This is a genomic window from Eubacterium sp. SB2 (assembly GCF_001244405.1).
Taxonomy (GTDB): Bacteria; Bacillota; Clostridia; order Lachnospirales; family Lachnospiraceae; genus Faecalicatena; species Faecalicatena contortus_B.
The window spans coordinates 45,420-72,264 of record NZ_LN865152.1; the positions used below are offsets into that span (position 1 = coordinate 45,420).

General features: G+C 44.2%; 23 protein-coding genes, 1 tRNA gene, 1 pseudogene and 1 other annotated feature. Of the genes and pseudogenes, 7 read left to right on the forward strand and 18 right to left on the reverse strand.

Going from position 1 to position 26,845, the window contains the following annotated elements; translation table 11 throughout:
• Positions 1-184 precede the first annotated feature (184 nt).
• Positions 185-465, reverse strand: a binding site (T-box leader).
• 164 nt (positions 466-629) lie between these two features.
• The 3 genes from BN1938_RS07805 to BN1938_RS07815 all read right to left on the reverse strand — a co-directional run bounded on the left by BN1938_RS07805 (position 630) and on the right by BN1938_RS07815 (position 3,820).
• Positions 630-1,289, reverse strand: a complete 660-nt coding sequence (locus tag BN1938_RS07805; protein ID WP_050640072.1) for an RloB family protein — start codon at positions 1,287-1,289, stop codon at positions 630-632.
• A 2-nt stretch (positions 1,290-1,291) separates the two neighbouring features.
• Complete coding sequence (locus BN1938_RS07810; protein WP_050640073.1) at positions 1,292-2,632, reverse strand: AAA family ATPase; 1,341 nt, start codon at positions 2,630-2,632, stop codon at positions 1,292-1,294.
• Positions 2,633-2,785: 153 nt separating this feature from the next.
• Positions 2,786-3,820: a glycoside hydrolase family 28 protein gene (locus BN1938_RS07815; protein WP_082202893.1), complete on the reverse strand. Its 1,035-nt coding sequence runs from the start codon at positions 3,818-3,820 to the stop codon at positions 2,786-2,788.
• 20 nt (positions 3,821-3,840) lie between these two features.
• Here BN1938_RS07815 and BN1938_RS07820 point away from each other — a divergent pair, with 20 nt between their 5' ends.
• The 5 genes from BN1938_RS07820 (at position 3,841) to BN1938_RS07840 (ending at position 6,114) form a co-directional block, all read left to right on the forward strand.
• On the forward strand, positions 3,841-4,410 hold the full coding sequence (locus tag BN1938_RS07820; RefSeq protein ID WP_255350413.1) for a LacI family DNA-binding transcriptional regulator: 570 nt from the start codon (positions 3,841-3,843) through the stop codon (positions 4,408-4,410).
• Positions 4,411-4,539: 129 nt separating this feature from the next.
• Positions 4,540-4,612, forward strand: a tRNA-Ala gene (locus BN1938_RS07825).
• A gap of 317 nt (positions 4,613-4,929) precedes the next feature.
• Positions 4,930-5,262 (forward strand): nucleotidyltransferase domain-containing protein, encoded by a 333-nt coding sequence (locus tag BN1938_RS07830; RefSeq protein WP_050640076.1) that lies wholly within the window; start codon positions 4,930-4,932, stop codon positions 5,260-5,262.
• Entirely contained in the window at positions 5,255-5,650 is a 396-nt protein-coding gene (locus BN1938_RS07835; protein ID WP_050640077.1) for a HEPN domain-containing protein, read from the forward strand. Before BN1938_RS07830 ends, BN1938_RS07835 begins: the two co-directional genes overlap by 8 nt.
• Before the next feature lie 260 nt (positions 5,651-5,910).
• A complete protein-coding gene (locus tag BN1938_RS07840; RefSeq protein WP_025656549.1) occupies positions 5,911-6,114 on the forward strand; it encodes a cold-shock protein in 204 nt (67 codons plus the stop codon).
• Positions 6,115-6,373: 259 nt separating this feature from the next.
• On the opposite strand, the gene BN1938_RS07845 is transcribed toward BN1938_RS07840, so the two are convergent.
• From BN1938_RS07845 to BN1938_RS07875, 7 genes are all read right to left on the reverse strand, one after another.
• On the reverse strand, positions 6,374-7,234 hold the full coding sequence (locus BN1938_RS07845) for a glucosaminidase domain-containing protein (protein WP_050640078.1): 861 nt from the start codon (positions 7,232-7,234) through the stop codon (positions 6,374-6,376).
• Positions 7,235-7,465: 231 nt separating this feature from the next.
• The gene (locus tag BN1938_RS07850; RefSeq protein ID WP_050640079.1) at positions 7,466-8,869 is read right to left on the reverse strand and encodes a glycoside hydrolase family 32 protein; all 1,404 of its coding nucleotides are present in this window, start codon (positions 8,867-8,869) and stop codon (positions 7,466-7,468) included.
• Between the two features lie 19 nt (positions 8,870-8,888).
• Positions 8,889-10,760 (reverse strand): PTS sucrose transporter subunit IIABC, encoded by a 1,872-nt coding sequence (locus BN1938_RS07855; RefSeq protein ID WP_050640838.1) that lies wholly within the window; start codon positions 10,758-10,760, stop codon positions 8,889-8,891.
• A 650-nt stretch (positions 10,761-11,410) separates the two neighbouring features.
• Positions 11,411-12,391, reverse strand: a complete 981-nt coding sequence (locus BN1938_RS07860; protein ID WP_050640080.1) for a LacI family DNA-binding transcriptional regulator — start codon at positions 12,389-12,391, stop codon at positions 11,411-11,413.
• A gap of 518 nt (positions 12,392-12,909) precedes the next feature.
• Complete coding sequence (locus BN1938_RS07865; RefSeq protein WP_050640081.1) at positions 12,910-13,350, reverse strand: RbsD/FucU family protein; 441 nt, start codon at positions 13,348-13,350, stop codon at positions 12,910-12,912.
• A gap of 280 nt (positions 13,351-13,630) precedes the next feature.
• Positions 13,631-15,436: an L-fucose isomerase gene (locus BN1938_RS07870; protein ID WP_050640082.1), complete on the reverse strand. Its 1,806-nt coding sequence runs from the start codon at positions 15,434-15,436 to the stop codon at positions 13,631-13,633.
• A 69-nt stretch (positions 15,437-15,505) separates the two neighbouring features.
• Positions 15,506-16,993, reverse strand: a complete 1,488-nt coding sequence (locus BN1938_RS07875) for a rhamnulokinase (RefSeq protein WP_050640083.1) — start codon at positions 16,991-16,993, stop codon at positions 15,506-15,508.
• A gap of 151 nt (positions 16,994-17,144) precedes the next feature.
• Between BN1938_RS07875 and BN1938_RS07880 the strand changes: the two genes are divergently transcribed.
• The gene (locus BN1938_RS07880; RefSeq protein WP_050640084.1) at positions 17,145-17,990 is read left to right on the forward strand and encodes an AraC family transcriptional regulator; all 846 of its coding nucleotides are present in this window, start codon (positions 17,145-17,147) and stop codon (positions 17,988-17,990) included.
• A 136-nt stretch (positions 17,991-18,126) separates the two neighbouring features.
• Here the strand turns inward: BN1938_RS07880 and BN1938_RS07885 are convergent, their stop codons facing one another.
• The 6 genes from BN1938_RS07885 to BN1938_RS07910 all read right to left on the reverse strand — a co-directional run bounded on the left by BN1938_RS07885 (position 18,127) and on the right by BN1938_RS07910 (position 24,486).
• Positions 18,127-19,305, reverse strand: a complete 1,179-nt coding sequence (locus BN1938_RS07885; RefSeq protein ID WP_369794750.1) for a DUF977 family protein — start codon at positions 19,303-19,305, stop codon at positions 18,127-18,129.
• 232 nt (positions 19,306-19,537) lie between these two features.
• Entirely contained in the window at positions 19,538-19,885 is a 348-nt protein-coding gene (locus tag BN1938_RS07890; RefSeq protein ID WP_050640086.1) for an L-rhamnose mutarotase, read from the reverse strand.
• 13 nt (positions 19,886-19,898) lie between these two features.
• Positions 19,899-21,002 (reverse strand): uroporphyrinogen decarboxylase family protein, encoded by a 1,104-nt coding sequence (locus BN1938_RS07895; protein ID WP_082202901.1) that lies wholly within the window; start codon positions 21,000-21,002, stop codon positions 19,899-19,901.
• 23 nt (positions 21,003-21,025) lie between these two features.
• The gene (locus BN1938_RS07900) at positions 21,026-21,979 is read right to left on the reverse strand and encodes an ABC transporter permease (protein WP_050640088.1); all 954 of its coding nucleotides are present in this window, start codon (positions 21,977-21,979) and stop codon (positions 21,026-21,028) included.
• Between the two features lies 1 nt (position 21,980).
• On the reverse strand, positions 21,981-23,474 hold the full coding sequence (locus BN1938_RS07905) for a sugar ABC transporter ATP-binding protein (RefSeq protein WP_050640089.1): 1,494 nt from the start codon (positions 23,472-23,474) through the stop codon (positions 21,981-21,983).
• Positions 23,475-23,493: 19 nt separating this feature from the next.
• Entirely contained in the window at positions 23,494-24,486 is a 993-nt protein-coding gene (locus BN1938_RS07910; protein WP_050640090.1) for a sugar ABC transporter substrate-binding protein, read from the reverse strand.
• A 225-nt stretch (positions 24,487-24,711) separates the two neighbouring features.
• Between BN1938_RS07910 and BN1938_RS07915 the strand changes: the two genes are divergently transcribed.
• Positions 24,712-25,581: an AraC family transcriptional regulator gene (locus BN1938_RS07915; RefSeq protein WP_050640091.1), complete on the forward strand. Its 870-nt coding sequence runs from the start codon at positions 24,712-24,714 to the stop codon at positions 25,579-25,581.
• Positions 25,582-25,725: 144 nt separating this feature from the next.
• Here BN1938_RS07915 and BN1938_RS07920 read toward each other — a convergent pair whose 3' ends face one another.
• Together BN1938_RS07920 and BN1938_RS24190 are read right to left on the reverse strand one after the other, a co-directional pair.
• Positions 25,726-26,430: a GH39 family glycosyl hydrolase gene (locus tag BN1938_RS07920; protein ID WP_255350411.1), complete on the reverse strand. Its 705-nt coding sequence runs from the start codon at positions 26,428-26,430 to the stop codon at positions 25,726-25,728.
• A pseudogene (locus BN1938_RS24190) lies at positions 26,363-26,656 on the reverse strand (hypothetical protein); the annotation flags it as partial. The gene BN1938_RS07920 and the pseudogene BN1938_RS24190, both read right to left, overlap by 68 nt.
• Between the last annotated feature and the right edge of the window lie 189 nt (positions 26,657-26,845).

Below are 26,845 nucleotides of genomic sequence, written 5' to 3' on the forward strand. Positions count from 1 at the left end.
AAATATCGTACTCTTATCTCTGTACCAGCCAAAAGTCTTATGTACAGTTTTCTCTGATCAGGTGTCCGCCCCATCACTTTAGTGACTCGAATGCCATGCAGCATGGTGCACTGCCCGTGAATAGCAACCCGCTTTTTCACGGATTTTTCACAGTTTTTTGAATTTAAAAAGCCCTTTACTATAAGTAAAGGGCGTTATATACGCGGTACCACCTTAATTTTATGTCCTTTTTGTTCTTCGAACCTGCTGCTTCTGCCTGCAGTCTGTCACTGACAAAACAGTATACGGACATCTCTAAAGTCCTGTAACGCGGACAACTCCGGGATATCCTACTGAATGTGCTCTTGTTCAGATATCCGGTTCAGAAGCTACCTTCCACGATCCTCACCTGAAACCACCTTACAGCCAACGGATGGTTCTCTCTGCCAGAAGCGATCATGTACTCCTCTTCCTCAACACCTTTGTATATGATTACCGGACGTCTGTTACGGCCGATAAGATATTAATAAAATGTTAACTTTATATTAACTACAAACTATCATATCTTTCGGACGTTAATTTGTCAAGGTTGTTTAACGAATATTAAGAATTCTGTATTGCCAAACAAACGTATTATACAATATCTATTTTCACAATAATTTGCAGTCACTCAAAATCTTTTCTATTGCCTCCCACGCAGAAAGAGATGGATTTTCTTTATAATATTTGTATCCCCTATATTCAAGCAATCTATATCCATTCTCATTGTTTTTCTGCATGATTTTTCTTGCACGTTCAATAGCGTCAATTACATTAGAAAGATTCATTTTACTCAAACATCGTTTAAAATTATCCTCATGTTTATATTCATCCATGTTCTCAAATTTCTCACCAAAGGCTTTATTAATTGGTGTAATGTACTGCTTTCTATGAGTGAATGAAGCATTACAATTTGCCATGTGCAATATAATCCATAAATCGAAAGTAGAATTACTATATCCTGATTTATACTTTATCTGCTTGCCTATTTGCTCTGCTTTCTTCATATTGTCCATAGCATCTTGGAATCCTTGAACATGATTAGGCTCATCGCTTTCATAATCAAAGAAATGATATACCTTAATCTCTCTTGTGACTGTCAAAGATTTTGCGTGTTTTAGTGGATTCTTTTTCACCGGACAATCAATCGAAACTTTACAAACAGATTCTTCCGTATTGTTAATAAGGTCTTGCAACCATTTCAAATACCATTGCTCTGTTTCTCCCTCGACACTAAAATAGTATTTATTGGTCGGCTTTCTCTTTGCCATCGCTACACCTCACCTTCTCGATCCAAAATCTCCTCAAAGATTGGTGTAAAATCAATATCCTTAATCGCACCATACTGGCTTATAAAGTATTTGCCCATATAATCTTCATGTTTACGGACACCCTTGTCACCCGTTGTTCCAAAATCAGACAACGCATACAAGATACTCTGGTGGCTGTCATCATCACGTTCGACGAATTTAATCTCATCTCTCCTGAAGAGATTGGAGTTTAAAAAAATGGGATTATGTGTATTAAAAATCAACTGTGCATGGTGAATATTAATATCATCATTATGAAAAACATTGATAATACTCATCAATGCCATTGGGTGAATAGACGCATCAAATTCATCAACTACCAGCGTTCCTCCGGTCTGAATTGCTTTTATAACTAGCGGAAACATATTGATAAATCGGATTGTCCCATAAGATTCAAAAATCTCCGCTGCAATAGCCGCATTCTTTTTATTCTTCATATCCCGAAAAACAGAATACAGTTTTGCGTCCGGCTCATCCTCACTTATAACATACCCTACTGCATTTGAGTTAATTCCAAATAGTTTTGCCGCTTTATCAGTTGTCTTTTCCACATAAACTGCCTTTTTCTTAGGATCAGCAAATCTTTTAATTAACTGCATAGAATCGGCACGATAGATTACCATAAACTTATTTGTAAACCAATCTACAATCAATTTTGTAAATTTCTGTGAGAAAACAAGCTTAAATCCATTTGTTAAAAACAGTTCTTCCTTACTTATACTGTTCTTCGCAATCTCGCTTACGCTTTCTATATTTTGCGCTGTTACATCAGAAAGGTACTCTTTAATAACTTTCATATTTCCAATATACAAATCATTGGCACGCTGAAAAATTGGTTCTCCATTTACAAAAAGCTTTTCTGATACGATTTTTCTCGGATATTCCTCATCAAGGAACACTCCTAAATCAATCTCCAATTCATATAAAATTCTAAATTTATCTCCTGCATCTTCCTCATAAAACTCGACGGAAAAACAAACTGGCATTCCTTCTGTTTCATTATTGTTTGGTATCAGCTCTAATGCTGCCGCTGCCGGATTTGGCGAAGATTTCTCCTCGGAATTTCTAATATTTCCTCGTAATACAATCGCACGAAGGACATCCATTGCACCTATAATATTTGTTTTTCCGGCGGCATTCGGTCCATAAATTACGGAGGAACTCAAACCACGGATTTCTTTTCCTTTTACCTTCGTTTTCATCAAACTGTAATCTAAGCCTTTCTGCTTTGGTGCAGCTACCATAGAAAAACTAGATTCTTCCACAAATGATTTATAATTCTTTGTCTTGAATTCAAGAAGCATATAACCCCCCCATTCCGCTAAATACTTGCAAAATCTTATAACGATTATATGCTAATTATTATAATTATTCAATACTTTTATTCTGATTTTGCATTCTTCCCGCAAAATCGCATCTTTTTATTTCGATCAATCCCATAATTTTCCACATGTGCCCTACTCCCCGGCCATAACCACATCTTCAAATATGATAGGTTCTCTTAAGTCATCCTGTTCTAAATCATAAAAGAAACGGTTCATTTCCAATTTTGCTACGTGTCGTGCATACAATACGGAAGACGGACTCACATCCAGTTCATAATATTCCGGTCTCTTTCCCGTCAATTCGGGAATCTCTTTTTTGGTGTATCCGCCTCCACCCAAAACATGATATCTGATATCAGTCAAACTAACATCACGAATTTTCCTTTCCGGTGTTCCCACAACAAAAATCCCATCCATAGAACCCGGCTTTTCCTGTGATGTATTGTCTATAATAATATTCTTAAAATAAAGGCCGTCTATCCCCTTGCTGCTGTCTCGGGCACTCTCTTCCAAGACCCCCATTTTACAAAAATTGGAAGTAACAAATATGAGTCTGGTTACATTTCTCATAATAATATTGCTCATAAGCACATCATGGATCCTCCCGCTCTCCGCCGCCTGAATTTTAAATCCACTGCAAAGAGTATCATGAAAAATGCAATCGGAAATAACCACATCTTCAATATCCCCGCTGTTTAATAACCCGATTCGGACTGCCGCCCACCTGCTCTTCATAACACAGTTCCTGACTATGATATTGCGGCTTACCCTTCCCGCCACGGAATTTTGGATGCACAGACAGTCATCACTGGTATCCATATTACAATCTGAGACAAAAACATTCCTGCAGCTGTCAAAATCCAGACCGTCACCATTATAATGGCGGCTGCTAATATCTATTCCTCTGATATGTATATCTTCACATTCTATAAACGCTGTGCTCCAACCTGCAGGCATCGTTATATTTACATCTTCCATCCAAATATTTTTACATCTAAGGAACCGGAAAAGCATGGGATGGATTATGTCCGGTTTCCCATCCTCATAGAATTCTGCTCCATTTCCATTGATCGTGCCTCCATATATTTGTATATTTACGCAATCTTCTGCATAAATCAGACACTTGTCCAGGAAGTGTTCGTCAGCATATCTATTATTATGACGAATTTAAAAATGACCGAATTTCCATAAATTTTGAACGTGCATCCTATTTACTTGTGGACAGAATGATCCAGCTCGGACATAAAAATATTGCATTTCTCGGTGATACTGCGGGTTTTACTGAAGGGCGGATAAATTTATTCGATTATGAAGGGCGTTTTCGAGGATATGTCATGGCCCTCCTTGCCAACCAGATTAGCCTCTCCCCCGAGTTTATCATCAATATCAACTGGGAGATGGAAAAAGCATATACAGAAACCAAAAAACTGTTAGCATCGCAGGATAATATAACTGCCATTTTCGCAGCAAATGACAAAGTTGCTATTGGGGCAATGCGTGCCATCCAAGAGCACGGTTATTCTATCCCGGAAGATATTTCCGTAACAGGATGTGATAACATTGAGTTTTCCCAATATGTCACTCCTCCTCTTACAACAATTGCTTATCCGAGAAGCGAGTTGGGGCGGGAGGCTGTACGCATATTGCTGGAAAAAATCCATTCATCAGATCCTATTACTAAGTCCTGCACAAGAAATATACAGTTTGCAGCTCAAATAATAGAAAGGAAGTCTGTATCCGTTTGTCCAAGCAATTAGAGGAAATCATTGCATCATTTCCAGAGACGCAAAAGAACTCTCTGAATTCAGAGTTCTTTTTGAATAAATTTTATGTTTTCTGAATTTTCTGTATTGCCATTTCTGTAGAAAATGCTATAATTCTCGTATGGGGTATTAGCGCAGTTGGGAGCGCGCAACATTCGCATTGTTGAGGCCACGGGTTCGAATCCCGTATACTCCATAGCATGAGGCATAACTTATATAATCAGGAAGTTATGCCTATTTCTATGCCGCATAAGCTCTAGTACATCGTAAAATAAGTAACTGACTCATAAGCTGAGATAAATTTTCGAGAGTGCTGCTCCACAAACGTAGGCGTAGTGGGGCTACGCTGAGGCTTTTGCGTCTGTGCTATCGGAAAATTAGGCCAGCGAAACAGTAAGGGATTTAGATTGGCTTATACTAGGCCGCGTGTTATAATAAAGTATATAAAAACAATGTGAATTGAATGAATCGGGTAGCGTCATGGTTAAAATCATAAATAAAGGAGTGATTGTAATGAAAGACATACATGACATACTTATGGAATTTTCCCAGGAAATAAAGCAGGTTTTAGGGGACAAACTAACTAAAATTATTCTTTACGGTTCATATGCCCGTGGTGAACAAAAAGAAAATTCAGATATAGATATTATGGTATTGACGACATATACAGATGAAGAAATTGAAAAGATAGAAACAAAAATTTTTGATATTGCATTTGATTTCGAAATGAAATACTTTTTGGATATCAGTGTTATTATTAAGAATGAGAAGCACTTTAACTACTGGTTGGGATCATTACCTTTTTATGATAACGTAGAGAGGGAGGGCGTTGTACTAGATGGATGACAGACAAAAAGAATTAAGTAATTACAGATTGCAGGAAGCGAAAGACAGTTTAAGCGTGGCAAAACATTGCTTAGAGAATTCCTTATATAAGGATTCAATTAACAGGTCTTATTACTCTGCTTTCTACGCGATTAAAGCAGTCCTTGCAATGGGAACGGTAGATTTTAAACGGCACAAAGATGTAGTTGCATATTTTAATCAGCATTATGTTGCTAAAACAATTTTTTCAAAAGAATTGGGAAGAAAACTTGCAACTTTGAAACGTTTGAGAGAAAAAAGTGATTATGATGACTTTTATTTTGCATCCAGAGAACAGGCGCAAACTCAACTAGAGACTGCAGAGTTAATTGTAGAATCTATTATAGAGTATTTAAATGCACAAAAGTAAGTAGAGTATTCAGCGAGACGGATGCCGTGCAGCGAGGTGCACGGCACGGTCTGAACAGTAACTGAATAGTAACAGGAACACAGAAAATATAAAACTTTTCGCTTGACATTTGATATTTTTAATGTTATGATACAAAAAGTATTTTAAATAAAGTCTTGATTTCGCATATATTCGGTAGTCATTTTTTTATTAATGATTACGTATATATGCTTTTTTTAGTTTTATAGAAAATGCACAAAAAAAATTAGGAGGTACCTACTATGAATAACGGTACAGTAAAATGGTTTAACGCACAAAAAGGATTTGGATTTATCACAAACAACGAAAACGGAGAAGATGTATTCGTACATTTTTCAGGGCTGGCAATGGACGGCTTTAAGTCTTTAGAAGACGGACAGAACGTTACATTTGACATTGCTCAGGGCAATCGCGGCCTCCAGGCTGTCAATGTCTGTGTTGCATAATCCAGGTTTAACCGAACGGATGCATAACAGTTCAGGCCTGCCCGAACTGTTTTACACGGATTATAATTTCCGGCTAAAAATGCCAGGAGAGCTGAGTTGCTGACCGCACCTCGCTTTCCTGGCATTTTTTGTTGACTGATCCGATTCAGAAGCATTAACATACTCAAAGGACATCCCCTATACAGGCCCCCAAAGGGCAGCACTGTAATATAACTTCAGAGCAATCTATCCGCTTCCAAAAAGTCAATTGACGGGGAGTTTACTCTCCCAGCTGTTTCAGTTTAGAAATCATATCCACGATGGAATAGCCATAGTTATCTGCCGTAGCCCAGCCATACCCTTCCGGGTTCTCCTGCTGCCCCAGCCATTCCACATAGGGCGCTGACCCCTTGGTCACATATTCATAACGTTCATCCACGCACTCCTGGGTCAGGGCGTCTGCAGTGGCATAAGCTTTCAGGTGCTGGATCTGCGCACGGATTCCGGTCCGTACATCTGGATAAGAATTCCCTGCAACCCCGCCTCCGGTAGTACCCAGCCCTGCAAAATTAAACTGTTCAATGGAAGCATCCCCTCCATACTGCAGCCACCCGGTTTCCTTCATGGTCTGCACAAAAGGCACCTCCGGCCTGATTCCTTCAGCTACCGCCTCATCGTAATACATCTGGCAGAATGTCTCTATGCTGTCTGCACCGCCCTTGCTCAACTCCTCCGCCGGATACTTTTCCTGGCTGGATTTAAAATATTCCACCATCTGTTCCACAGTAACCGTACTCTTTCCCATAATTGGATACTGCCCCTCGGCAATAACCTCCTCCGTCTCCTTGCTTTCTTCCTTATTCTGCACTGGCTGATCCTGCGCTGTTTTATCCGTATCCTTTTTTCCGTCTGCCTCTGAGGCGCTGTCATTCTTCCCGGACTTAGCCGCCTCATTTTCTTTCACTGCCTTATTCAGCGTTTCTTCCTTCGCACTCTTTTCCTGGCCTGCCTTTGCCTCTTTCTTAGTAAATGCCCCATTGTGCCCGGCTACCCCAATCACAATAACAAGCAAAAGCGCCAATCCTGCTTCAAGCCAGATCTTTATCTTATTCTTATTCAAGCCTTTCCAATCCATCATCATCACCCTTGTCCAAAAACTGTGTTGCTTATACTTTACAATATATGCACAGTAAAATGCAATATGCAAAAACAATTATAAAGGTGGACGTCTTAGTAACGGTGACAGTTCAGACAAGTCTGAACTGTTACTGCAACGAGTCTTATCCGCTTTCATGATAAAACAACTGGCCAGAAGACGTCCATGCACCATAGCCGTCTTCTGGCCAGCGTCCCATCACTCGCCGTACCGCCTTTACAATTTAACCTTCATTGGTTCCATCACCCAATATTTTATCTCCATGTCTCCCTTTTCTGCCCGGAAACTGCTCATACCATCTTCCGTATAAAATCTTGTGGTAAATACTTCTTCTCCCCCATTTAAATATACCTCCAAACAGGTAGTATCCGCCAGGATCCGGACAGACCGGCACTCATCCAGATACACGGCCCTGCTTTTTCTTCCATACCCCAGGTTCTGTTCCTCAAGAAAAGTAACGGTAAACATTTTGTCACTTCTGCTATAGCACAAAGTAATTCCATCACTTATTACAAGGGTCATGTCCGTGTTTTCAAGCATTGTAATTTCTATATCATAACACTGCATCTTGTCTGAAGCCTTACCAGGCTCCAGCGTCTGCTCCTCTTTCCGAAGCGACAGCAGTTCCTCCGCCGGATACTGCATCACCTTTTCATCCTTCAGAAACACCTCCCTGGGAACAGTAAGTGCATTCTGCCAGCCGTCCTTTACCGTCGGGTTGCACTGTTCCTGGTCATCCGGCATACCGATCCATCCGATCAGGAGCCGCCTGCCCTGTTCATCCAAAAATGTCTGTGGGGCATAAAAATCAAAGCCTCTGTCCCATTCCCGGAAGTTCTTCAACCGATACGTTCCGTCAAAGCTTCCATCCAATTCAAAATATCCGGACTGATATACATTCTGATAGTCAATTCCTCTCGTTTCTACCCCCTGGGGAGAAACACTCAGTATCTTTTTCTCTCCCAGCATAAATGCATCAGGACACTCCCACATATATCCGAATCTTTTTTCTCCTGTCAGTATATTCGTATGCTCCCAGCTTTCCAGATCAGGGCTTTTATACACAAGAACCACTCCCCTGTCATCTTTGGTCCTTGCCCCCAGAAACATATAAAAGTTATCATCTTCTATTCCAATGCTTTTTCCCGTTACAACTTTCGGATCCCGTATATGGCAGGTCAGATGATCCGGATAGTCTTCATTTGTCATCAGGCATTTCTTTTCGCCAAAGTTGAGGCCGTCCTCACTGCCGGTAAGAACCGTATTGCTCTGCCGCCCATCTGTAATATAGTTATAGTCCCCCTCAAGCTTTACATTGCCTGTGTAAAATAGATACATTTCTCCTTCCGAAACAACGGCAGAACCCGAATAGACGCCATTACGGTCGAATTCGGCATCCGGTGACAGTGCAATCCCTGCATACTGCCACTCCAGAAGATCCGTGCTGGTATAATGCCCCCAGCACTTGCACCCTCCCTCCGGATTATCCGGAGAATACTGAAAAAACACATGATATACTCCCTGAAACTGACACAACCCGTTAGGATCATTGAGCCAGCCCGTGGGCGGCATCAGGTGCAGCCCCAGCCGCCATTTGTCGCTCCAATTCATTTCTAACATATATATTCCCCCTTGTCATTTATGATTGTCTGCCGGTGATTTTGATGCTCTTATACTTCCCTGGATTCGTAACGATAACCGGTGTTACCGTATCAAGTCCTGCCGCTTTGATCTTATCCATATCAAATTCCACAAGGAGCCCTCCGGCCTTTACCGTCTCTCCAGCCTCCACATATACCGTAAAGGGTTCCCCGTTCAGCTTAACAGTATCCATCCCAATATGGATCAGCAGTTCCACTCCATCCGACGTTTCCAATCCGATCGCGTGCTTCGTGTCAAATACCGCCGCCACAGTACAGTCAAAGGGCGCATATACTTTTCCTTCTGCCGGCTGTATACCGACACCATCCCCCAACACGCCGGACGCAAACGTCTCATCAGGCACCTCAGAAAGAGGGATAACCCGGCCTTTTAAAGGGCTGGCCAATATCAATTCTCCGTTATTTCCGTCTTCTGTTTCCTGCGCTTCTTCCATAACAGTTTCCACCTGACCGCTTGTTACAGACGCCGGTTCCTCTTTGAAGCCCAGAATTCCTGTCAATACAAATGCAACACCAAATGCAATTGCCATGGCTATGACATAATGCAGCGGACTGTGCAGATGCAGAAGGATTCCAAAGATTCCTGTCACGCCTGTACCTGTTGCCCCCAAATGGACAAGAGACGCATACAACGCCCCGCAGGCACCACCGATAGATGCCGCGATAAATGGCTTTCCGAGACGCAGGTTTACACCAAAAATCGCCGGTTCCGTGATTCCCATACAGGCACTCAGTGCGGAAGGCAGAGCCACAGATTTCATTTTCTTATTTTTGCTCTTTAATGCTACTGCAAATGCAGCACCACCCTGTGCCACATTTGCGGCTGATGCCAGAGGCAGCCAGAATGTAAGTCCGTATTGTGCCAGCTGGCCGATGTCAATCACCGTGTACATATGGTGTATTCCCGATACTACCGTGGTCGCGTATGCCCCGCCCATGATAAAGCTTCCGATTCCAAAGGGAAGGGTCAGAAGACTCTGGATCCCGTTCAGCAGCCCATTTTCTATGAATACAAAGACCGGTCCGATCGCTGCCAGTGTCAGATACCCCGTCACAAAAACGCTGACAAGTGGCGTTACAAACAAATCAAACATCGGTGGAACAATCTTATGAAGTCTCTTTTCTATAATGCTGAGAACAAAAACAGCAATAATAACCGGAATGACATGCCCCTGATAGCCCACCATATCTACCCGCCATAGTCCGAAGAACACTTCCTGTGTTTTCTGCACACCTTCCGTTGCAACCGTCCACGCATTCTGCAGATCGGGATGGATCATGATCATACCGATCACCGCACCCAGAAATGGATTGGCGCCAAACACCTTTGCCGCGCTAAATGCAATTAGAATAGGCAGGAATACATATGCAACGTTGCTAAACAGCACCGCAAACTGATAAATTGAGCCGTTCGTATTAATATTCACGTATCCGTTATTTACCATAAAGTTCAGGGCTTCCATGATTCCCATCAAAAATCCGCTTGCCACGATAGCCGGAATAATCGGTACAAAAATATCACCGATCGTCTTAATCAGCCGCTTAAATGGGTTCTGCCTCTTTGCAGCTTCTCTTTTCACATCGTCTTTACTGGCCTCGCTGATTCCCGCAATTTTAATAAATTCGTCATAGACTTTATTAACAGTTCCTGTCCCCAGAATAATCTGCATCTGCCCCGATGCGAAAAATACCCCCTTTACAGCATCCACATTCTCAACAGCCGCACTGTCACACTTCTCGTTATCCGCAATCACAAGCCGAAGCCTGGTTGCACAGTGTGCAGCAGATATCAGGTTTTCTTTTCCCCCGGTATACTTTAGAATCTGTTCCGCTATCGCATGATAATCCATAATGCCCTCCTCCATGATATCGTTATCACTTATTTTTTTTATCATCACATAAATTCTCGTATTTTACGCGAATTTTAATGTGATATCGTTTTCATATTTCTCTTATATTTTATCACCTTTTCACAATCTGTAAATAGGTAGATAGAACAAAAATGCATGCCATTTTTTGTCTATATTTCACAATTCGAGTACGCCTTGGCGTATTTGCGGCGAGGAGCAGATGCCCCGAGACCATCACTTCATTGCCTCTGATGCCGTGCAGCGAGGTGCACGGCACGGTCTGAACAGTAACTGATTTGTCTCCCATCAAGACGAACTTGTTACTTATTCACACTTATAGGACAGGTGCCTTATCTGCTTTCAAGATAAACATTATTCCCTGAAATTACCACAATTATGTAAAAACACATACTGAGAGCCCGTTCTTTAAAGATTGCGCATTTACGCAAAAAGACCGGAGTTTATGGATGACTTTTGATTCGTAATATCAAATGTCATAGAAGGCCGCGTTGCCGTCGGACAACACAGCGAATCCTTCTTGTACCATAAAATCCGGTTATTTATTATATAGCTTTACTTAGGAATGGACAGACATCACAGCCATAATACTTTCCACTCCGGCTCCTTACACCAGAGTCCTTCTCTCACTCTTATACACTCTCTGCCCTGACCACCTCATATCCAAGCTTTGTCTGCCTGTATATGTTCGCTTCATTCTCGATCATCTCAAGCAGCATATTTGCGGCTTCTATTCCGCTGGTTCTATAGAACAGATGAGCCGTTGTTATTCTGGGTGTCACCACCCTGGACAAGCGATTATGCCCGATCCCCGCCACTGCTGTTTCCCCAGGTATCTTTCTGCCCATATCTTTGAGACATGTTACAGCCCCCACCGCGAGTGTATCTGTGGCACAGAATACAGCATCCAATTCCGGGCATCTGTTCACTAGCCTTTTCATACTTTCATACCCTGCATCCATATTGAAACCTGCCGTTATAATCATCTTTTCCGGTACTTCCAGTCCATACTCTTTCATCGCGTCCTTATAACCTTCGGTCCGGCTTTTCCCTGCGGCCTCATCCTTCTGTGATACGGCAATATGTGCAACCTTCTTTTTCCCGCTCTCCAGAAGCAGTTCTGTCATGGCTCTGGCCGCGCCGTAATCGTCATGATAGACACAGGCGCAATCGTCAAACCTCTGACTGATAATAACAATTGGGATCCCCAGTTTTTTCAATGCTTCCTGATGCGCCCGGTCATAAACAGAAGCCGAAAACAGGATTCCGTCGACCGGGTTATTCTTCAACAGATTAAGATATTCAATTTCCTTTTTGGGATTATTCTCCGTACTGGCAAGCAGCATCTGATACCCTTTTTCCGATAGAACAGAACTGATACCGTCAGCCACCCTTGCAATAGATTCCGAACTGATCTTAGGCAGAATCACCCCAATCACCTTTGACCTTTTTGTCCTGAGAATCTGCGCCTGTTTGGACGGTCTGTATCCCGTCTTATCAATGACAGCCTTAATCTTCTGCCTCTTCTCCTCGCTGATATATCCGTCATTCAAATATCTCGAAACAGCAGATACCGAAACCCCTGCCATCTTCGCGATTTCTGTAATCGTCATTGTCGTTCCTCTCAATCCATGCTCCCTAAACGAAGCAATTTATACTCAAAAAATCATGCAATCCATGCTCCTCCAAAAAGGAGCAACTATAATCATAGAATAATTGTAGCATCCTGCTTAAAGCAATTCAAGCTGGATTTTGCAATTCAGTATATTGGCAAAATTTCCCACCCATTTCCCTAATTCCATCCGTCTCACTTTAGAGTACTTCCCAGAGTATAGCGTCTCCCGCCCTATAGCGCCAGCCGCAGGAACCGGACATAGAGGCCGCCGGAAGCGTCAGCACGGCTGTTAGCCGGAGTTAAGGAAAAAAGAAGGAAAGCAGGGGTAAAAATTGTAATTACCAAATTACAATTTTTCCTGCCCCCAGCGCGTGAAGTCATCCGGACTTCACGTGATGTGGGCAGGGTGCCCCTGCTTTCCTTCTTTTTTGCTTTACTCCGGCTTACAGCCGTATCCCGTTTCCGGCGGCCTCTATGTCCGGTTCCTGCGGCGTCCCCATACCAGGTCCAACTGCTTTACTCCACAACGACCCCTTTTTGAAGCATAATATTCGCATAAAGCGCCTTCTCACTTGTAGCGATGATTGCATAAGCTGTCTTTGCCTCATCATAAAATGCAAAACGCTCAATATTCCCCACTGCGTCCCCGCCTCTTTCATCATGCTTTGCAATGATTTCTTTATATGTATCCCAGATCGGCGTCTCTACATCGTCACCATCCATAACCTGCATCAGGTTCGCCGGCTTTTCTACATATGTATCCAGAGGGAATACCTGAAGGATAGCATCCAGGATCTCCGGAACCCCGTGACCGTCACAGCGGATCACGATTGCATCCTTTCCCATGGATTCTGCCGGAAAGTTGCCGTCAGAGATAACCAGTCTGTCGCTGTGTCCCATTTCGCATAATACTTTTAATAATTCTGGTGATAAAATCTGTGGAATTCCTTTTAACATTATTCATGTCCTCCTGTGTTTTAGTTGGGCTGACGATTCCTGGTACTCCCCCCTTAAGCTCTGCTGCAGATAGCATGTGTCACAAGCACTGAAACTTTGGTGATGAAGTATTCAGACATCAATGCCCATAAATGTCAATACAAAGAGCACCTGGTTGGCACAGGCACTCTTTGTTTGGTTAGTTAGGTATTGGTGTTTGGTGTTTTACAGCAGCGCAGACAAATCTGAGCTATTGTAGTATATAGGCAAAATATATGTGCCTGTAATTGATTTATGGCAATTATCTGATTGACTTGTACATTGGTCCATAAGCCTGGCATGCTCTGAAATCCTGGCCCTCTTTGTCCTGTCCGAACGCATTCCATGATGCAGGTCTGAAGATCTTCTCCTCAGGAACGTTATGCATTGCTACCGGAATTCTCAGGATTGAGCAGAGTGTGATCAGGTCAGCACCAATGTGTCCATAGCTGATTGCACCGTGGTTAGCTCCCCAGTTGTTCATTACATCATAAGCAGTTGCGAAGTTGCCTTCTCCTGTTACTCTTGGTGCAAACCATGTACATGGCCATGTATAGTCTGTTCTCTTCCACAGCACATCTGTTACTTCATCCGGAAGTTTTACGGTCCATCCCTCAGCGATCTGAAGCATTGGTCCTAAGTTCTTCACAAGGTTCAGACGGATCATGGTTACAGGCATCTCTGCTTCTGTTACGAATCTGGAGGAGAATCCGCCGCCTCTGAAGTATCCGAAGTCAGCATAGTTCCATGTCGTTGCATTAAGCATTGCTTCCTGGTCTTCTTCTGTTACATCATACCATGGCTTCATGCATCCGTTTCCATCAGCGTCTTTAGATTGTCCGTTCGCATCCAGGCATGCTGCGCCTGAGTTAATCAGATGGATAAATCCGCCTGCTTCTTTTGCGTGTCCTTCCAGTTCATATCCGCCTGTAGCTCTCTTAACAGCCTCAGGGCTCCAGTAGGTACGTACATCTGCAAAAATCTGTGCTGAGTTTGTAAGCAGTTTGCTGAACAGCATTCCAAGTCCGTTCAGTACATCATTCTCTGTTGCAAGGATGTATGGTTCTCTTGCTCCGTTCCAGTCGAAGGAGGAATTCAGCATAGCCTCCGGGAAGTCACAGTTCGGATAGAAGTCTGTCCACTGTCTCTGTCCCTGGAATCCAGCTGCCAGAGCGTTGTGTCCAACCCTCTCTTCTTCTCTTCCTTCCGGCAGGTTTTCGTTGCCGTTCATCAGGTCTTTGATGATGCACATCATTTTTACAACGAATTCCCAATCAGCTTCCTTTTCCTCGCTGTTTCTCTGGAGATCTTCACGGTTCTTATCAAAACCTTCTTTGCATTTTTCCTTTGTCCATGCAAGGGCTTTCTGGAATTCAGCTTCATCATAGATGCCCTCTGTCATACGGCGGATGATTTCCACCTCATCAACAGATTCAACACGCATGCCAAGGTATTCCTCGATAAATGCCGGATCAATGATTGATCCGCCGATTCCCATACAGATAGAACCGATCTGCAGGTAAGATTTGCCTCTCATGGTTGCTGCAGCAACGGAAGCGCGTCCGAATCTCAGTAATTTTTCTTTTACATCACATGGAATCTCAGTATCATCAGCTTCCTGAACGTCATGTCCATAGATGCCGAATGCCGGAAGGCCTTTCTGTGCATGTGTAGCCAATACAGATGCAAGATAAACAGCTCCTGGTCTCTCTGTTCCGTTGAATCCCCATACAGCCTTGATTGTCTGTGGATCCATATCCATTGTCTCTGCACCGTAGCACCAGCAAGGTGTTACCGTCAGTGTAATATCAACGCCTTCTTTTTTGAATTTATCTGCACATGCAGCAGCCTCTGCCACACGTCCGATTGTGGTGTCAGCAATTACAACCTTAACCGGCTCGCCGTTTGAATACTTCAGGTTCTCTGTAAACAGTTTTGCAGCTGATTTCGCCATATTCATTGTCTGTTCTTCCAAAGATTCACGTACCTTCAGAACCCCTCTTCTTCCGTCGATCGTAGGTCTGATTCCTATTACTGGGTAGTCTCCGATAAGTCTTGATTTTGCCATGATTTGTTTCCTCCTTAATCTTGTTTTTAGTGATTCATCTCTCCACCTGCAGGGGTGGGAAAATCCATACTAATCTTGTTGAATAAAAGTTTTAAATTTCTCATATGCCGCATTCCACTTTTCTTCATCCTGCGGAATGTACTCATATGTTTCTTCTGAATCTGCAATAATCTGTCTTGCCTCATTCACGTCTTTGATCTCGCCAAGAGACATGAGCTGTACGGCAATATTGCCAAGCGCCGTAGCCTCTACCGGTCCAGCAATCACCTTGCGTCCGTTCGCCCCGGCAGTCATCTGGCAGAGCAGTTTGCTCTGGATTCCGCCGCCGATCATATGGATGGTCGGATAGTGCTTTCCTGTACATGATTCAATCTGCTCCAGAGCATATCTGTATTTCAGCGCAAGGCTCTGGTTGATGCAGCACATGATCTCACCGATTGTCTCCGGTACCTTCTGTCCCGTCTTACGGCAGAACTCACGGATACGTTCCGGGATATTGCCGGCCGGTACAAATTCCGGCGCATCGGGATCAATAAAACTCTGGAACGGCTCTGCTTCCCTGGCCATCTGTTCCAGCTCCCCGAAGGAGTATTCCTGACCTTCGCGGATCCACTGTCTTCTGCTCTCCTGAGCAAGCCACAGTCCGATTATATTCTTAAGCAGTGTGGTGGTATCACCGTAACCGCCCTCATTACTCACATTGCATGCAAGAGATTTTTCTCCGATAACCGGAGCTTTCAGTTCAGTTCCAAACAGGCTCCATGTTCCACAGCTGATAAACATGAAGTCATCTTCCTGTGTCGGTACAGCTACCACGGCGCTCTGTGTATCATGGCTGGCAACCGCGATTACCTTTGCCGGCTGGATTCCAAGTTCATCGCAGATGTCATCACTCAGAGTCCCTACGACCGTCCCGCTTGGCACAATCTCCGGGAAAATATCCTTCGGAATACGGAGTGCATCCATAATCTTATCTGACCACGCCTTGTTCCTTGCATCCATGAGCTGTGTAGTTGTAGCCATCGTATACTCCGCTTTCGTCTCCCCTGTCAGGAAGTAGTTAAAAAGATCCGGAGTCAGTAACAGCTTGTCAGCCCTTTCCAGAATCCAGGGCCGCTTTTCCACTAAGGAATAGAGCTGGAATACAGTATTAAAGTTTTCAAACTGATTCCCTGTCATATCATAAAGTTCATCTTTTGGAATTGCCTTAAACACTTCCTCCTGCATGCCAAGCGTCCTGTCATCTCTGTAATGCACAGCACTCTCAAGCAGTACCCCATGCTCGTCCAGAAGGCCAAAATCAACCCCCCACGTATCAATTCCGATACTGTCAAAGCCGCCTTTTTGTTTTGCTTTGATAATACCCTGTTTTATCTCGAAAAATTGTCTCAATGTGTCCCAGTACATGGTCTTGCCTATGATAACGGGATCATTGGAAAAACGGTATACTTCTTCCATATGTATCTTCCCGTTCTCCAGGGTCCCAAGGATTGCACGTCCGCTGGACGCCCCGAAGTCAAATGCAAGAACCTGCTTCTTTTCACTGCTCACACACATTCCTCCTTTCAAAGATCATTAACCGTAACAGTTTCGACAAGTCTGGACTGTTACCATGAACCTGTCATTAGCTACATTTTAACATTGTCCATGACAAGATACTTGTGCTATAATGGTAAAAAATATAACAATATTCACATAAAGGAGTATCATGCAGTATATCAATTACCGTGAAAGCTGGCAGAGGGGTACTGTCGACTTTCCCGTAGAATACCACCATATTACCCCCGCGCATCCCCAATATGTCATGTCGCTCCACTGGCATGTGGAATTTGAAATTATGCGTATAATAAAAGGCACTTTCCTGTTGTCCATCGATGAAGAGGAATTCACAGTTGACGCGGGTTCTTCCATCATCGTTCCGGCAGGCGCCCTGCACGCTGGAACTCCCCAGGACTGCACCTATGAATGTATCGTTTTTGACATGAACATGCTGATGAATAAAAACGATTCCTGCCGCAAGTTCATCCGAAAGATCATTGATCACGAGGTGGAGCTTACCTTTGTATTTCCGGATTCCTGTAACGATATCCACCAGATCGTCTGGTCCATGTTCGATGCAATGGCTTCAAAAAAAGAAGGCTATCAGCTGATCGTGCTGGGAGCCCTTTATCAGCTGACAGGCTCTGTTTTCTCAGAAAAATATTATAACCCTACGCCCGCGCAGCCTCCCAGAAACCACCGGCGTATCGTTCAGCTCAAGACTGCACTGGAGTTTATGGAATCGGCCTACAATACCCCGCTCACTCTGGAGGAGATGTCTAGCAGTGTCAATATGTCGCCGAAATATTTCTGCCGCTTTTTCCAGGAGATGACACACCGCACGCCAGTCGATTATCTCAACTACTACCGCATAGAACGTGCCTGCTATCAGCTGCTTACCACCGATCAGTCCATCACCGAGGTTGCTTATAATTCGGGCTTCAATGATCTGAGCTACTTTATCAAAACCTTCAAAAAATATAAGGGGACTACACCGAAAAAGTATCTCTGCTAATGGAGGGGAGGACGCAGATGACGAGGGGGCAGCGGATGTGGGCTGGTTATGAATTGCGGTTTATTTGACAGCAGAAAATTTACTTTTACTAAGACGGCTGTTTTTAGATTGTTATGCTTATATATTTCACCTCCTGTCAGTGCGGCAGGATGTATTTTGTGTTTTTCCCTTTGCCTTCCCGCAGTAACAGGCCGTTTTGCAGCATTTGTTTTAGGTAGCGGCCCGTGGTGGTTTGGCTTACATTTAATAAAGTTTCTACATCCTGTCGTGTTACTGCTCCCTGTGCTTTAATAAGCTGAATAATTTGTTCTGTATTTTTATCTTTGCTTGTATTTTGAAGATTGGGGTTAGGTGCAGCATCGGCGTTGAGATTGGGCAGAACTATTTTAAACGCATTATCTGTTGTTTCAATCTGCGGTATTTTTCCGGTACCCTGGTAAGCTCCCATGATTTTCCTCATACCTGTGCCATAAGCCTCAATCAATTGAAGGCGGTAGAATACATTCGCCAGTTTAGCATTACGGCATACGGACAGGCCCAACATCACATCATCTAATGTAACACCGGTCATCAGGCCGCCAATGGAAACAAATTCAATGCGGTCGATATATACGCTAATCATCGTACTGGCACGGAAGGAATAATCCCGATGTACCAATGAATTCAGCAACGCCTCACGCACGGCCACCTCTGGATAATCCCGTGTGTCGATTCGCCGCAGCTTATCGAAAATGGCATGCGTCTGATTCCGCAAGTCAATATACTCATATACCGCGCCCATCTGCGCCAGCAGGGAACCGGAAAATTCACGGCGGTCTTTAAATACATTTTGATCGGACCCCTCGAAGGTAGCCGCCTTGATGGTGTAGGCGCATTGGTCGGACAGTAGCAGGCCTAAATTGGTGTAAATCCCATCGGTATTCAAAATCCCCAGCGTTTTCATCTGCATCGGGCCAAATTCCAGTTTCCGCCCGGCAAATTCTGCCCTGGCCGCTTTAAAGGTCAGCTCCTGTTCTAAAGTACGCATCTCTTCAAAACTATCGCCGTCCGTCTCTTTGATCATCCGGCGTATGTTTTTGTGTGTAGCAGGCACTGATGATGTACCCTTCCGCACATAGACGCCCTCTGGCCGCAGACCTTTGCGCGCCAGATAATAAGGCCGGCCAGTGCCTCGCTGAACACGAACGGCCACAAGCTGCTTCCCCTCGGTTTCCATGGTATCATAACTAATGAACAGCGTCACATCCGGCTTGATGGAATCGCGCACCATATTGGTGAGCTGCTGAATAGTTTCATCAGGGTTTTCAAGCCCCACAACGCTGCCGTCGTCCGGGTGGGATCCTGGACCAGGGCAGCGGATGTGGATTGGCTATGCGTGTCTTTTTATCTTCAAGATGTGTATTGAATTATTTTGATACTGGAACCGTATCCCTTTGCTTATGTACACCTACTGGGTTCAGGGCTGTTTCCCGCCTAGAATTTCTTAGGTCCGCGGCCGCGTTTTTGAAAGGACATGGATGTTCTCCGGGAGGTTTTCGGCTATCCCTTTATGGAGCGTCCCCATCCGCGCCGAGGCTAAAGCTCGTCGCTAAATCCCGATTTAATTCGAAGATCTTCCCAGGCATTACCCCCTCCCCCGCAAACCAAGCCCCTACCGTCAGATCCCACTTTTTACACACTTCCGTGGCCCTCAGTCTCTCATTTGCCGCCTCATAATCTCCGTCCTCACATTCAAAGTAGATAATCGACTGATCCTCAAAGTACCAGATCAGTTCATTAATGAATCCTGCATCCCTGATTGCTTTCAGCATTTCAGGCCATGGATTTTGGTGGATTGCAATATATGCATTTCGCATTTCAGGTTTCACCTTTATCACCATCAGAAGCCGTTCCATACTCCGTTCCTCCTTATTTATATCTGCCATATTGTTTTGCTTTTTCTATAAAGAACTTCACTCGCTCAGGCGTAACATCGACCTGTATAATATGGGCCGGCGAGATGACATATCCTCCGTTTCTTCCCAGCACCTCACACTTTTCTTTGATATCTGCCTCAACCTCTTCATCTGTACCATTAGGCAATAGATACTGCTGGTCGATTGCCCCCCAGAAGCAGAGCAGATCTTCAAATTCATCTTTCAGCTCTTTCGGGGAATGTCCCGGTACTCCGGGCTGTACCGGATTAAATACATCAAATCCAATATCCTTGATATCATGCAGAAGCAGTTTTACGGCACCGTCACAGTGAAGGATGCAGAGGATATCTTCTCTCTCTTTTTTCAGTTCTTTTATCATCTGCACATAATACGGTTTCAACATATTTCTGAACATATCAGGAGAAAACAGAAGGCTGGTCTGGGAACCAAAGTCATCTCCCACCCAGATGGCATCGACTCCACGGCGTATTAGTTCTTTTCCTATCTCGGTCTGGAACTCTGCGCATTTTTCAAACAGGTATTCCACATATTCCTCTTCCATGGCCATATCCACAAGAAGCTTCTCCATACCGACCAACTGCTGTGCCAGGGACAGAATTGTGACCTCAATATCCCCGATCACCAAATACTCGTCTTTATATTTCTTCACATAGTATTCGGCGTCAATATATCTGCTTGGGTCGTGTGGGTCAGGCCACTCAAATGCGTCGATGTCCTCTCTTGTCTCGGCTTCCGCAAGGGGGAATTCTACCGTTTCTACGTAAAGAGGGCCCTGCTTCAGCTTTTGATGGTATTCATTGTACCAGGTTCCGTCTGCTTCAATTACTTTTTGGAACTCTGCGGCCTCACTCGCTCCGACAATCACCAGGTCGCTTCCCATGGCCAGCCGTACTTCATTGCCGCTGATCCGATAGGTCACGTCTTCAAATATGTTATCCGTATACCTGGACTCCACTCCCAGCTCCTGTGCAAAGTGATCCTGAAGGCTCCTGCATAAATCAAATTGTATCGGAATCCTGTCCGGCATTCCTTCCTTCAGCTTCCATGCGCGCATTACTCTTTCTCTTGAATTCATATCGTTTTCCTCGCCTTCTTCTATTAGTCTTTCTTCCGTTCTTTCATCATGTCAAAAATCACTGCCATAATCAGTACAACACCTCTGATTACCTCCTGGTAGAAGGATGGCACGGAGAGCAGGTTCAGGCCATTTGATAATGTAGCCAGTATCAATACCCCCATCACGGTTCCGATCAGTTTGCCTTTTCCTCCCGACAAGCTGGTCCCGCCCAGTATGACGGCTGATATGGTCTCCATGTTGATCTCTGCCGCCGCGCTGGGAATTCCTGCGCCCGACTGTGCGGACAGCATAATTCCTGATATGCCTGCACAGAATCCCATGATAATATAGATCCACAGGTAGGTAGGAACTACTTTAATTCCGGACAGATATGCCGATTTTTCATTCCCACCTATGGAATAGACCTGACGGCCGAACTTTGTATATTTCAGAATAAACCAAAACAGGATAAATACCACGATCATAATCAATACGGGCAGCGGCAGAATTCCCAATATATACTTTCTGCCAATTGCATTGTATGTAGTATTCTGGATCAGGATTGTCTTTCCTCCCGAAAATATCTGTGCCAGACCGCGTATAATTGTCATCGTGCCCAATGTCGTTATAAACGCATTCACATGTCCTTTTGTAATAATCATCCCGTTCGCCAGCCCGCAGACACCTCCTGCAAGAATCCCGGCTGCCACTGCAAGGAACGTATTGCCTCCCGACTGCATGATGAGGCCCGCTATGATTCCGACCAGCGCCATCACCGATCCCACGGATACGTCGATCCCGCCTGAGAGCAGAACCAGCGTCATCCCTCCTGCCATAACTCCCATCTGGGCCGTATAAAGCCCCACCTTCATGAAGTTGGACAGAGAAAAGAAATAGGGAGACAATATACTGAACACAATAAGCATAATTACCAGGACAATTAAGAGGGCTACCTCTGTCGTCAATTTCTTTTTCACTTTCGTCTGTTTCAACACCCTATTTCCCTCCTACTACTAATTCCATTAATTTTTCCTGTGTTACTTCCTGCCTGGACAGTTCCCCGCAGATTCTTCCTTCCGACATGGCAGCCACCCGGTCTGACATGGACAGCAATTCCGACATATCCGAAGAGATCATGATGATTGCCGTTCCTGCCCTGCACAGCTCGTCAATGATTTTATAAATTTCGGATTTGGCTCCCACATCTACGCCCCTTGTGGGGTCATTCAGAATCAGAAGTCGGGGCTTCATTTCCATCCAACGCCCCATGACCACCTTCTGCTGGTTGCCTCCGCTTAAGTTTTCTATGACGGTCTCCCCTGTAGGTGTCTTGATCCCGAACTTTTCAATCCATTTCTTCGTAATCCGGCTTTCTTCTGACCGGCTGATGATTCCTTTTTTTGTAATCTTGTCCAGTGATGCCATTGTCGTATTCTCCCGAACCGTCTGTATCAGAATCAGAGAGTCGCTCTTTCTTTCCGCCGGCACATAGGCGATTCCACGTGCAATTGCCTCTCTGGGATGATCCACTTTAATTTGGTTTCCTTCCATAAACAGGCTCCCTGATGTAATATGGTGCAGACCGAAAAATGTTTCCGCCATCTCTTCTCTTCCCGCGCCCATCAGTCCATAGATTCCAAGGATTTCTCCTGATTTCACATGCAGGGTAATATCTGTGACTGCTTTTGTTGTAATTCCCTTCGCCTCAAAGACAATTTCTCCCGGTTTGGCCGCTTCCTTTACAAACATATCCTTCATTTCCCGGCCTACCATCATCCGGATCAGCTGCTCTCTTGAAACACTTTTCATATCCTCTGTGCCTATATACTGGCCGTCTCTCATAATGGTGATCCTGTCCGCCACCAGATACAGTTCTTCCAGCCTGTGGGATATAAAGATTACGCCGATCCCTTTTGCCGCAATCTCCCTGACCAGCTTCACAAGGCTGGTTACTTCCTTTTCATTCAGAGAAGAAGTAGGTTCGTCCATGATCAGAATTTTCATTTCCGTGCTGAGCGCCTTTGCCACCTCGATCAACTGCTTTTCCATAACCGACAGTTCCCCGATGGGACGGGTCACGTCAATATGCAGCCCCACTTTTTCCAGTAGTTTCCCGGCTTCTGCATTTGTTTTCTTCCAGTCCACGAAATGGAACTTATTATAGAAAAGATTACCCTGGAAAATGTTTTCTGCCACGGAAAGGTCCGGAATATAGTTTAATTCCTGATAAATAATCCGGATTCCCAGGTTGTACGCATCCGAAGGGTTGTCTATCGTGCACCTCTGCCCCTCAATGAAGATCTCTCCTTCGTCTTTTTGGTAGGCGCCGGACAATATCTTCAGGAGAGTGGACTTCCCTGCTCCGTTTTCACCGAGCAGGGCCAGTACCTCACCTTTTTTCACTTCCAGATCCACGTTATCCAATGCTTTCACGCCGGGGAATACCTTTATAATGCCTTTCATCTCTAATAAGGTCTGCTCCTTGTCCATATTCCCACCTCCCCGGGCCTTAGTAATACTCGTCAATGTTGGATTTATCAATAAATACATGGTCCGGAAAGCTCTCTTCCGGAATCTCTTTGCCATGAAGCAGATCATCCATCAGAGGTACAAGATATTCGCCGTAACGTTCCGGAAAATATGCAACACTTCCAATCCAGCAGTTCTCTTCTTTGTTTTTCAGGTTTTCAATCGCCGGAGCGTCACACCCATGGCTTCCTATGTATACGTCGGATTCCCGTCCCGCTGCTTCTACCGCATTATATGCACCAAGTGCACTCTGGTCATTCAGGCATCCGATCAGGATATGTTTCTTATCCGGGTTGGCTGTCAGCACATCCGCTATGACCTTCTGGGATGTCTCAATCTCACTCTTTCCATCCAGTTCAAGGACTTCAATATCCTCATCTTTTAATGTTTCCTTGATACCTATGGCAATTCCCTGCATCCTAAGATCTACCACCTCCCCGGAACCCGGGGCGCCGCAGAGGACGATCAGATCAGCCTTGCCTTCCCATGTATCCGCCGCTTTTTCTCCCAGTGCATTTCCGACGATCAGCCCTGCTTCCTTATTGTTTGCTCCGAAAAACGGGATACCGGGGTGCGGGCAGTCAACGGTAATCATCGGAAGTTCTGCCTCTGTCGCCATATCGGCAATTGTCTGTGCAACCCCTGCATCTACCTGGAAATTGACAAAGCCATCGCACTCCTGGGTCAGTACTGTATCCATATTTTGAATTGCCGTGGCTCCGTCATAATTGTTATTCAGAACAACCAGCTCCCAGCCCATGGCCTCGGCTTCCTTCACAAAGCTCTCTTTTGATGAAATTCCAAAATCATTATCCTCACACAGGCTGGCAAACGCCACCTTAAACTTCTCTTTTTCTCCGGCAGGCTCCTTACCCTTATCTTCTGTCCCTGCATCCTTTGCTCCACAGGCTGCCAGACCGGCGATCATCGCTGCACTGCATATAACCGACATCCACTTTTTCATGTTCTTCATTTGATTTCCTCCTGTTTTTTTGGAAAACTGTTTACAATCGATTGTCCGTTTTCTAGTTTATATCCAGATGTTATCACACATTTCACCTCAAATCATCGCTGTTTTTTGACTTCACGGCTTCATTTTTTGACTTATTGTATAGTTCTGCTTTCTTTTTGCTTGTTTTTCGTATCATTTTGCACATAATTGTGCTAGACTCAAAAAAAGAGAACAGGAGGATCTACTATGAATGTTAAAGAAGCAAACAGAGAATATAATCTGGATATTGGCGAAGATTCTTACAGCACAATCTTCTATTTTTCTGAGAAAACAGAGAGTATGCCTTTCTTCTCTTACTGCTCCGGACACTTTTTCTGCAACCGGAATTATTATACTGTGAACCGTGTTTTAGAAGGTTATCTTATTATCTACACAATCAGGGGTTGTGGAATTTTGGATATCAATAATAAAACTTATACCCTGGATACCAATTCTGTTGTCCTCATCGACTGTGATATCCCCCACTCTTACCGGACAAAAGAGGATACGTGGGAGCTTTATTATCTGCGTTTTGCAGGCAGGGCGGCAGAAACCTACTATACCATGATATCCGCACCGGAATTCCGCGTACTGCATTTTAAAAGCACAGACAATATCCGTACGTGTATCGAACACAACATTAATATTTCCTTTATCGCCGGTATCCGTTCCAGTTTTATTCAAAACAAGATTATTACGGATCTACTGACTGACATTTTGTTAAATTGCAATGCTTCGGAAAAAAGGATAGATGAATCCACGAAAGAAACCCTGAAAGCAGTAGACAATTATATTACTATAAATTACCAGAATGCGATCTCTCTTGATGATATCGCGGAACATGTGCATTTAAATGTGAACTACCTTTCCAGGCTTTATAAGACAAATACCGGAACAACAATCCATGAGACACTGCTGACGTTCCGGATTAACAAAGCAAAAGACCTGCTGATCAACACCGATATGAAAATTGCGGATATTGCAGAGCAGGTTGGCTTTCAGTCTGCCAATACCTTTATACGGTGCTTCAAAAAACAAGTGCAGATGAATCCGCTCGCTTACAGGCAGTGCATGTGAGCCGAGCCCTAAAACGCAGTATTGCTGCTTTTGCTGTACCCTCTTTACATATGGAAATACGCTCTGCAATTTCCTATATCATGAAAAAAATAGCGTTTTCGTTCCACTCCGAATAATAGACCGGACGTCCGTTAGCCTGTTCTCTCACAATTGCAACATTTTGACGGAACCCTGTATTAGGTATTTCCATAATTTCAGATTTGTCCGGCATAAGACAGCGAATTCCATCAAGCAGATTACCGCTTCAGGCCCGTCAAATAAGTTGGTAATCCCATTTAAGCCGATTGCAACAGCCTCCGCATTTTCTTCCGCTTCTAAGTCTGAGGAGGCGTTCACACCGCCGATCGGATCTCCTGCATATTGATGGCTGGAGATAAAGTCAACAGGCACTTGTTGCTCTTCACAGTATCTTATAAAACATCCTACCAACTTACTGCCTGATGCCGCCGGTCCCCCTACCTGGATTCTGCTGTCTACAGCCTTGACTGCCTTTGCCGTAATTTCATATAATCGGTAATACTGCTCTTTAGCCCCTGCCCAAAACACAAAAACATCCGGCTCGTTCCATATCTCGAAGGGCCAGCTTTCCACATCTTTTTCGCCATAGCGGTTCAGAAGGTACTTTACAAACAATAAAATAAAGTCTGTCCATTCTTTTTCATCTTTTGGCGGTGCAATACAGCCGCCATAATAAAACCCGCATTTCGCATCTGATGAAGCCAGATGCTTTGGCATAAATGACAATTCAACATATGGTTTCATGCCACAGGCAAGAATATTATCATACACCATACCTATCTTCCGAAAAAAGATTTGTTTCAGATTCTCGGCCCCCGGAATGACTGTCAAAAAAATTCAGTGCCAGCGGGCACTGGAAAAAAAGCCTTGGGTATGCTTTATAAATATAGCTTCTCCTCATATTCATATTAATAACAATGCTGTTAGTCTCTGCACTAACTGCATAGGCATCCCCCGGTGCATGAAAGAAAAAATCACCGGGCTTTAATTGAAACTTTTTATCTAACAGCCAAAATTCCGCACTCCCCTGAAATACATAAACACACTCAAAGCAAGAACCTTCATGAAGCGATTGACATGAAAATTAAACTGCTTCACTATATTTATATCCAAATCGGTCTCCGTACATATCATACTGATCTTCCTCAGATACTTCTGGATCGCACTCCTCACAGAATGTAACCGCCCGTATGCTGGCCTCACCAGTTTTCACCCCGGGAATATATGCAAAATGAACCGCACATCT

Bases quoted from the DNA above. Each gene is read 5' to 3' on its own strand.
- BN1938_RS07865 (WP_050640081.1), bottom strand. From the start codon at position 13,350: ATGTTAAAAGGAATTCCACAGATTTTATCACCAGAATTATTAAAAGTA.
- BN1938_RS07915 (WP_050640091.1), top strand. From the start codon at position 24,712: ATGAATGTTAAAGAAGCAAACAGAGAATATAATCTGGATATTGGCGAA.
- BN1938_RS07850 (WP_050640079.1), bottom strand. From the start codon at position 8,869: ATGTTAGAAATGAATTGGAGCGACAAATGGCGGCTGGGGCTGCACCTG.
- BN1938_RS07855 (WP_050640838.1), bottom strand. From the start codon at position 10,760: ATGGATTATCATGCGATAGCGGAACAGATTCTAAAGTATACCGGGGGA.
- BN1938_RS07810 (WP_050640073.1), bottom strand. From the start codon at position 2,632: ATGCTTCTTGAATTCAAGACAAAGAATTATAAATCATTTGTGGAAGAA.
- BN1938_RS07840 (WP_025656549.1), top strand. From the start codon at position 5,911: ATGAATAACGGTACAGTAAAATGGTTTAACGCACAAAAAGGATTTGGA.
- BN1938_RS07895 (WP_082202901.1), bottom strand. From the start codon at position 21,002: ATGAATTCAAGAGAAAGAGTAATGCGCGCATGGAAGCTGAAGGAAGGA.
- BN1938_RS07835 (WP_050640077.1), top strand. From the start codon at position 5,255: ATGGATGACAGACAAAAAGAATTAAGTAATTACAGATTGCAGGAAGCG.
- BN1938_RS07870 (WP_050640082.1), bottom strand. From the start codon at position 15,436: ATGGCAAAATCAAGACTTATCGGAGACTACCCAGTAATAGGAATCAGA.
- BN1938_RS07805 (WP_050640072.1), bottom strand. From the start codon at position 1,289: ATGGCAAAGAGAAAGCCGACCAATAAATACTATTTTAGTGTCGAGGGA.
- BN1938_RS07890 (WP_050640086.1), bottom strand. From the start codon at position 19,885: ATGGAACGGCTTCTGATGGTGATAAAGGTGAAACCTGAAATGCGAAAT.
- BN1938_RS07830 (WP_050640076.1), top strand. From the start codon at position 4,930: ATGAAAGACATACATGACATACTTATGGAATTTTCCCAGGAAATAAAG.
- BN1938_RS07845 (WP_050640078.1), bottom strand. From the start codon at position 7,234: ATGATGATGGATTGGAAAGGCTTGAATAAGAATAAGATAAAGATCTGG.
- BN1938_RS07905 (WP_050640089.1), bottom strand. From the start codon at position 23,474: ATGGACAAGGAGCAGACCTTATTAGAGATGAAAGGCATTATAAAGGTA.
- BN1938_RS07910 (WP_050640090.1), bottom strand. From the start codon at position 24,486: ATGAAGAACATGAAAAAGTGGATGTCGGTTATATGCAGTGCAGCGATG.
- BN1938_RS07880 (WP_050640084.1), top strand. From the start codon at position 17,145: ATGCAGTATATCAATTACCGTGAAAGCTGGCAGAGGGGTACTGTCGAC.
- BN1938_RS07860 (WP_050640080.1), bottom strand. From the start codon at position 12,391: ATGACGATTACAGAAATCGCGAAGATGGCAGGGGTTTCGGTATCTGCT.
- BN1938_RS07875 (WP_050640083.1), bottom strand. From the start codon at position 16,993: ATGTGTGTGAGCAGTGAAAAGAAGCAGGTTCTTGCATTTGACTTCGGG.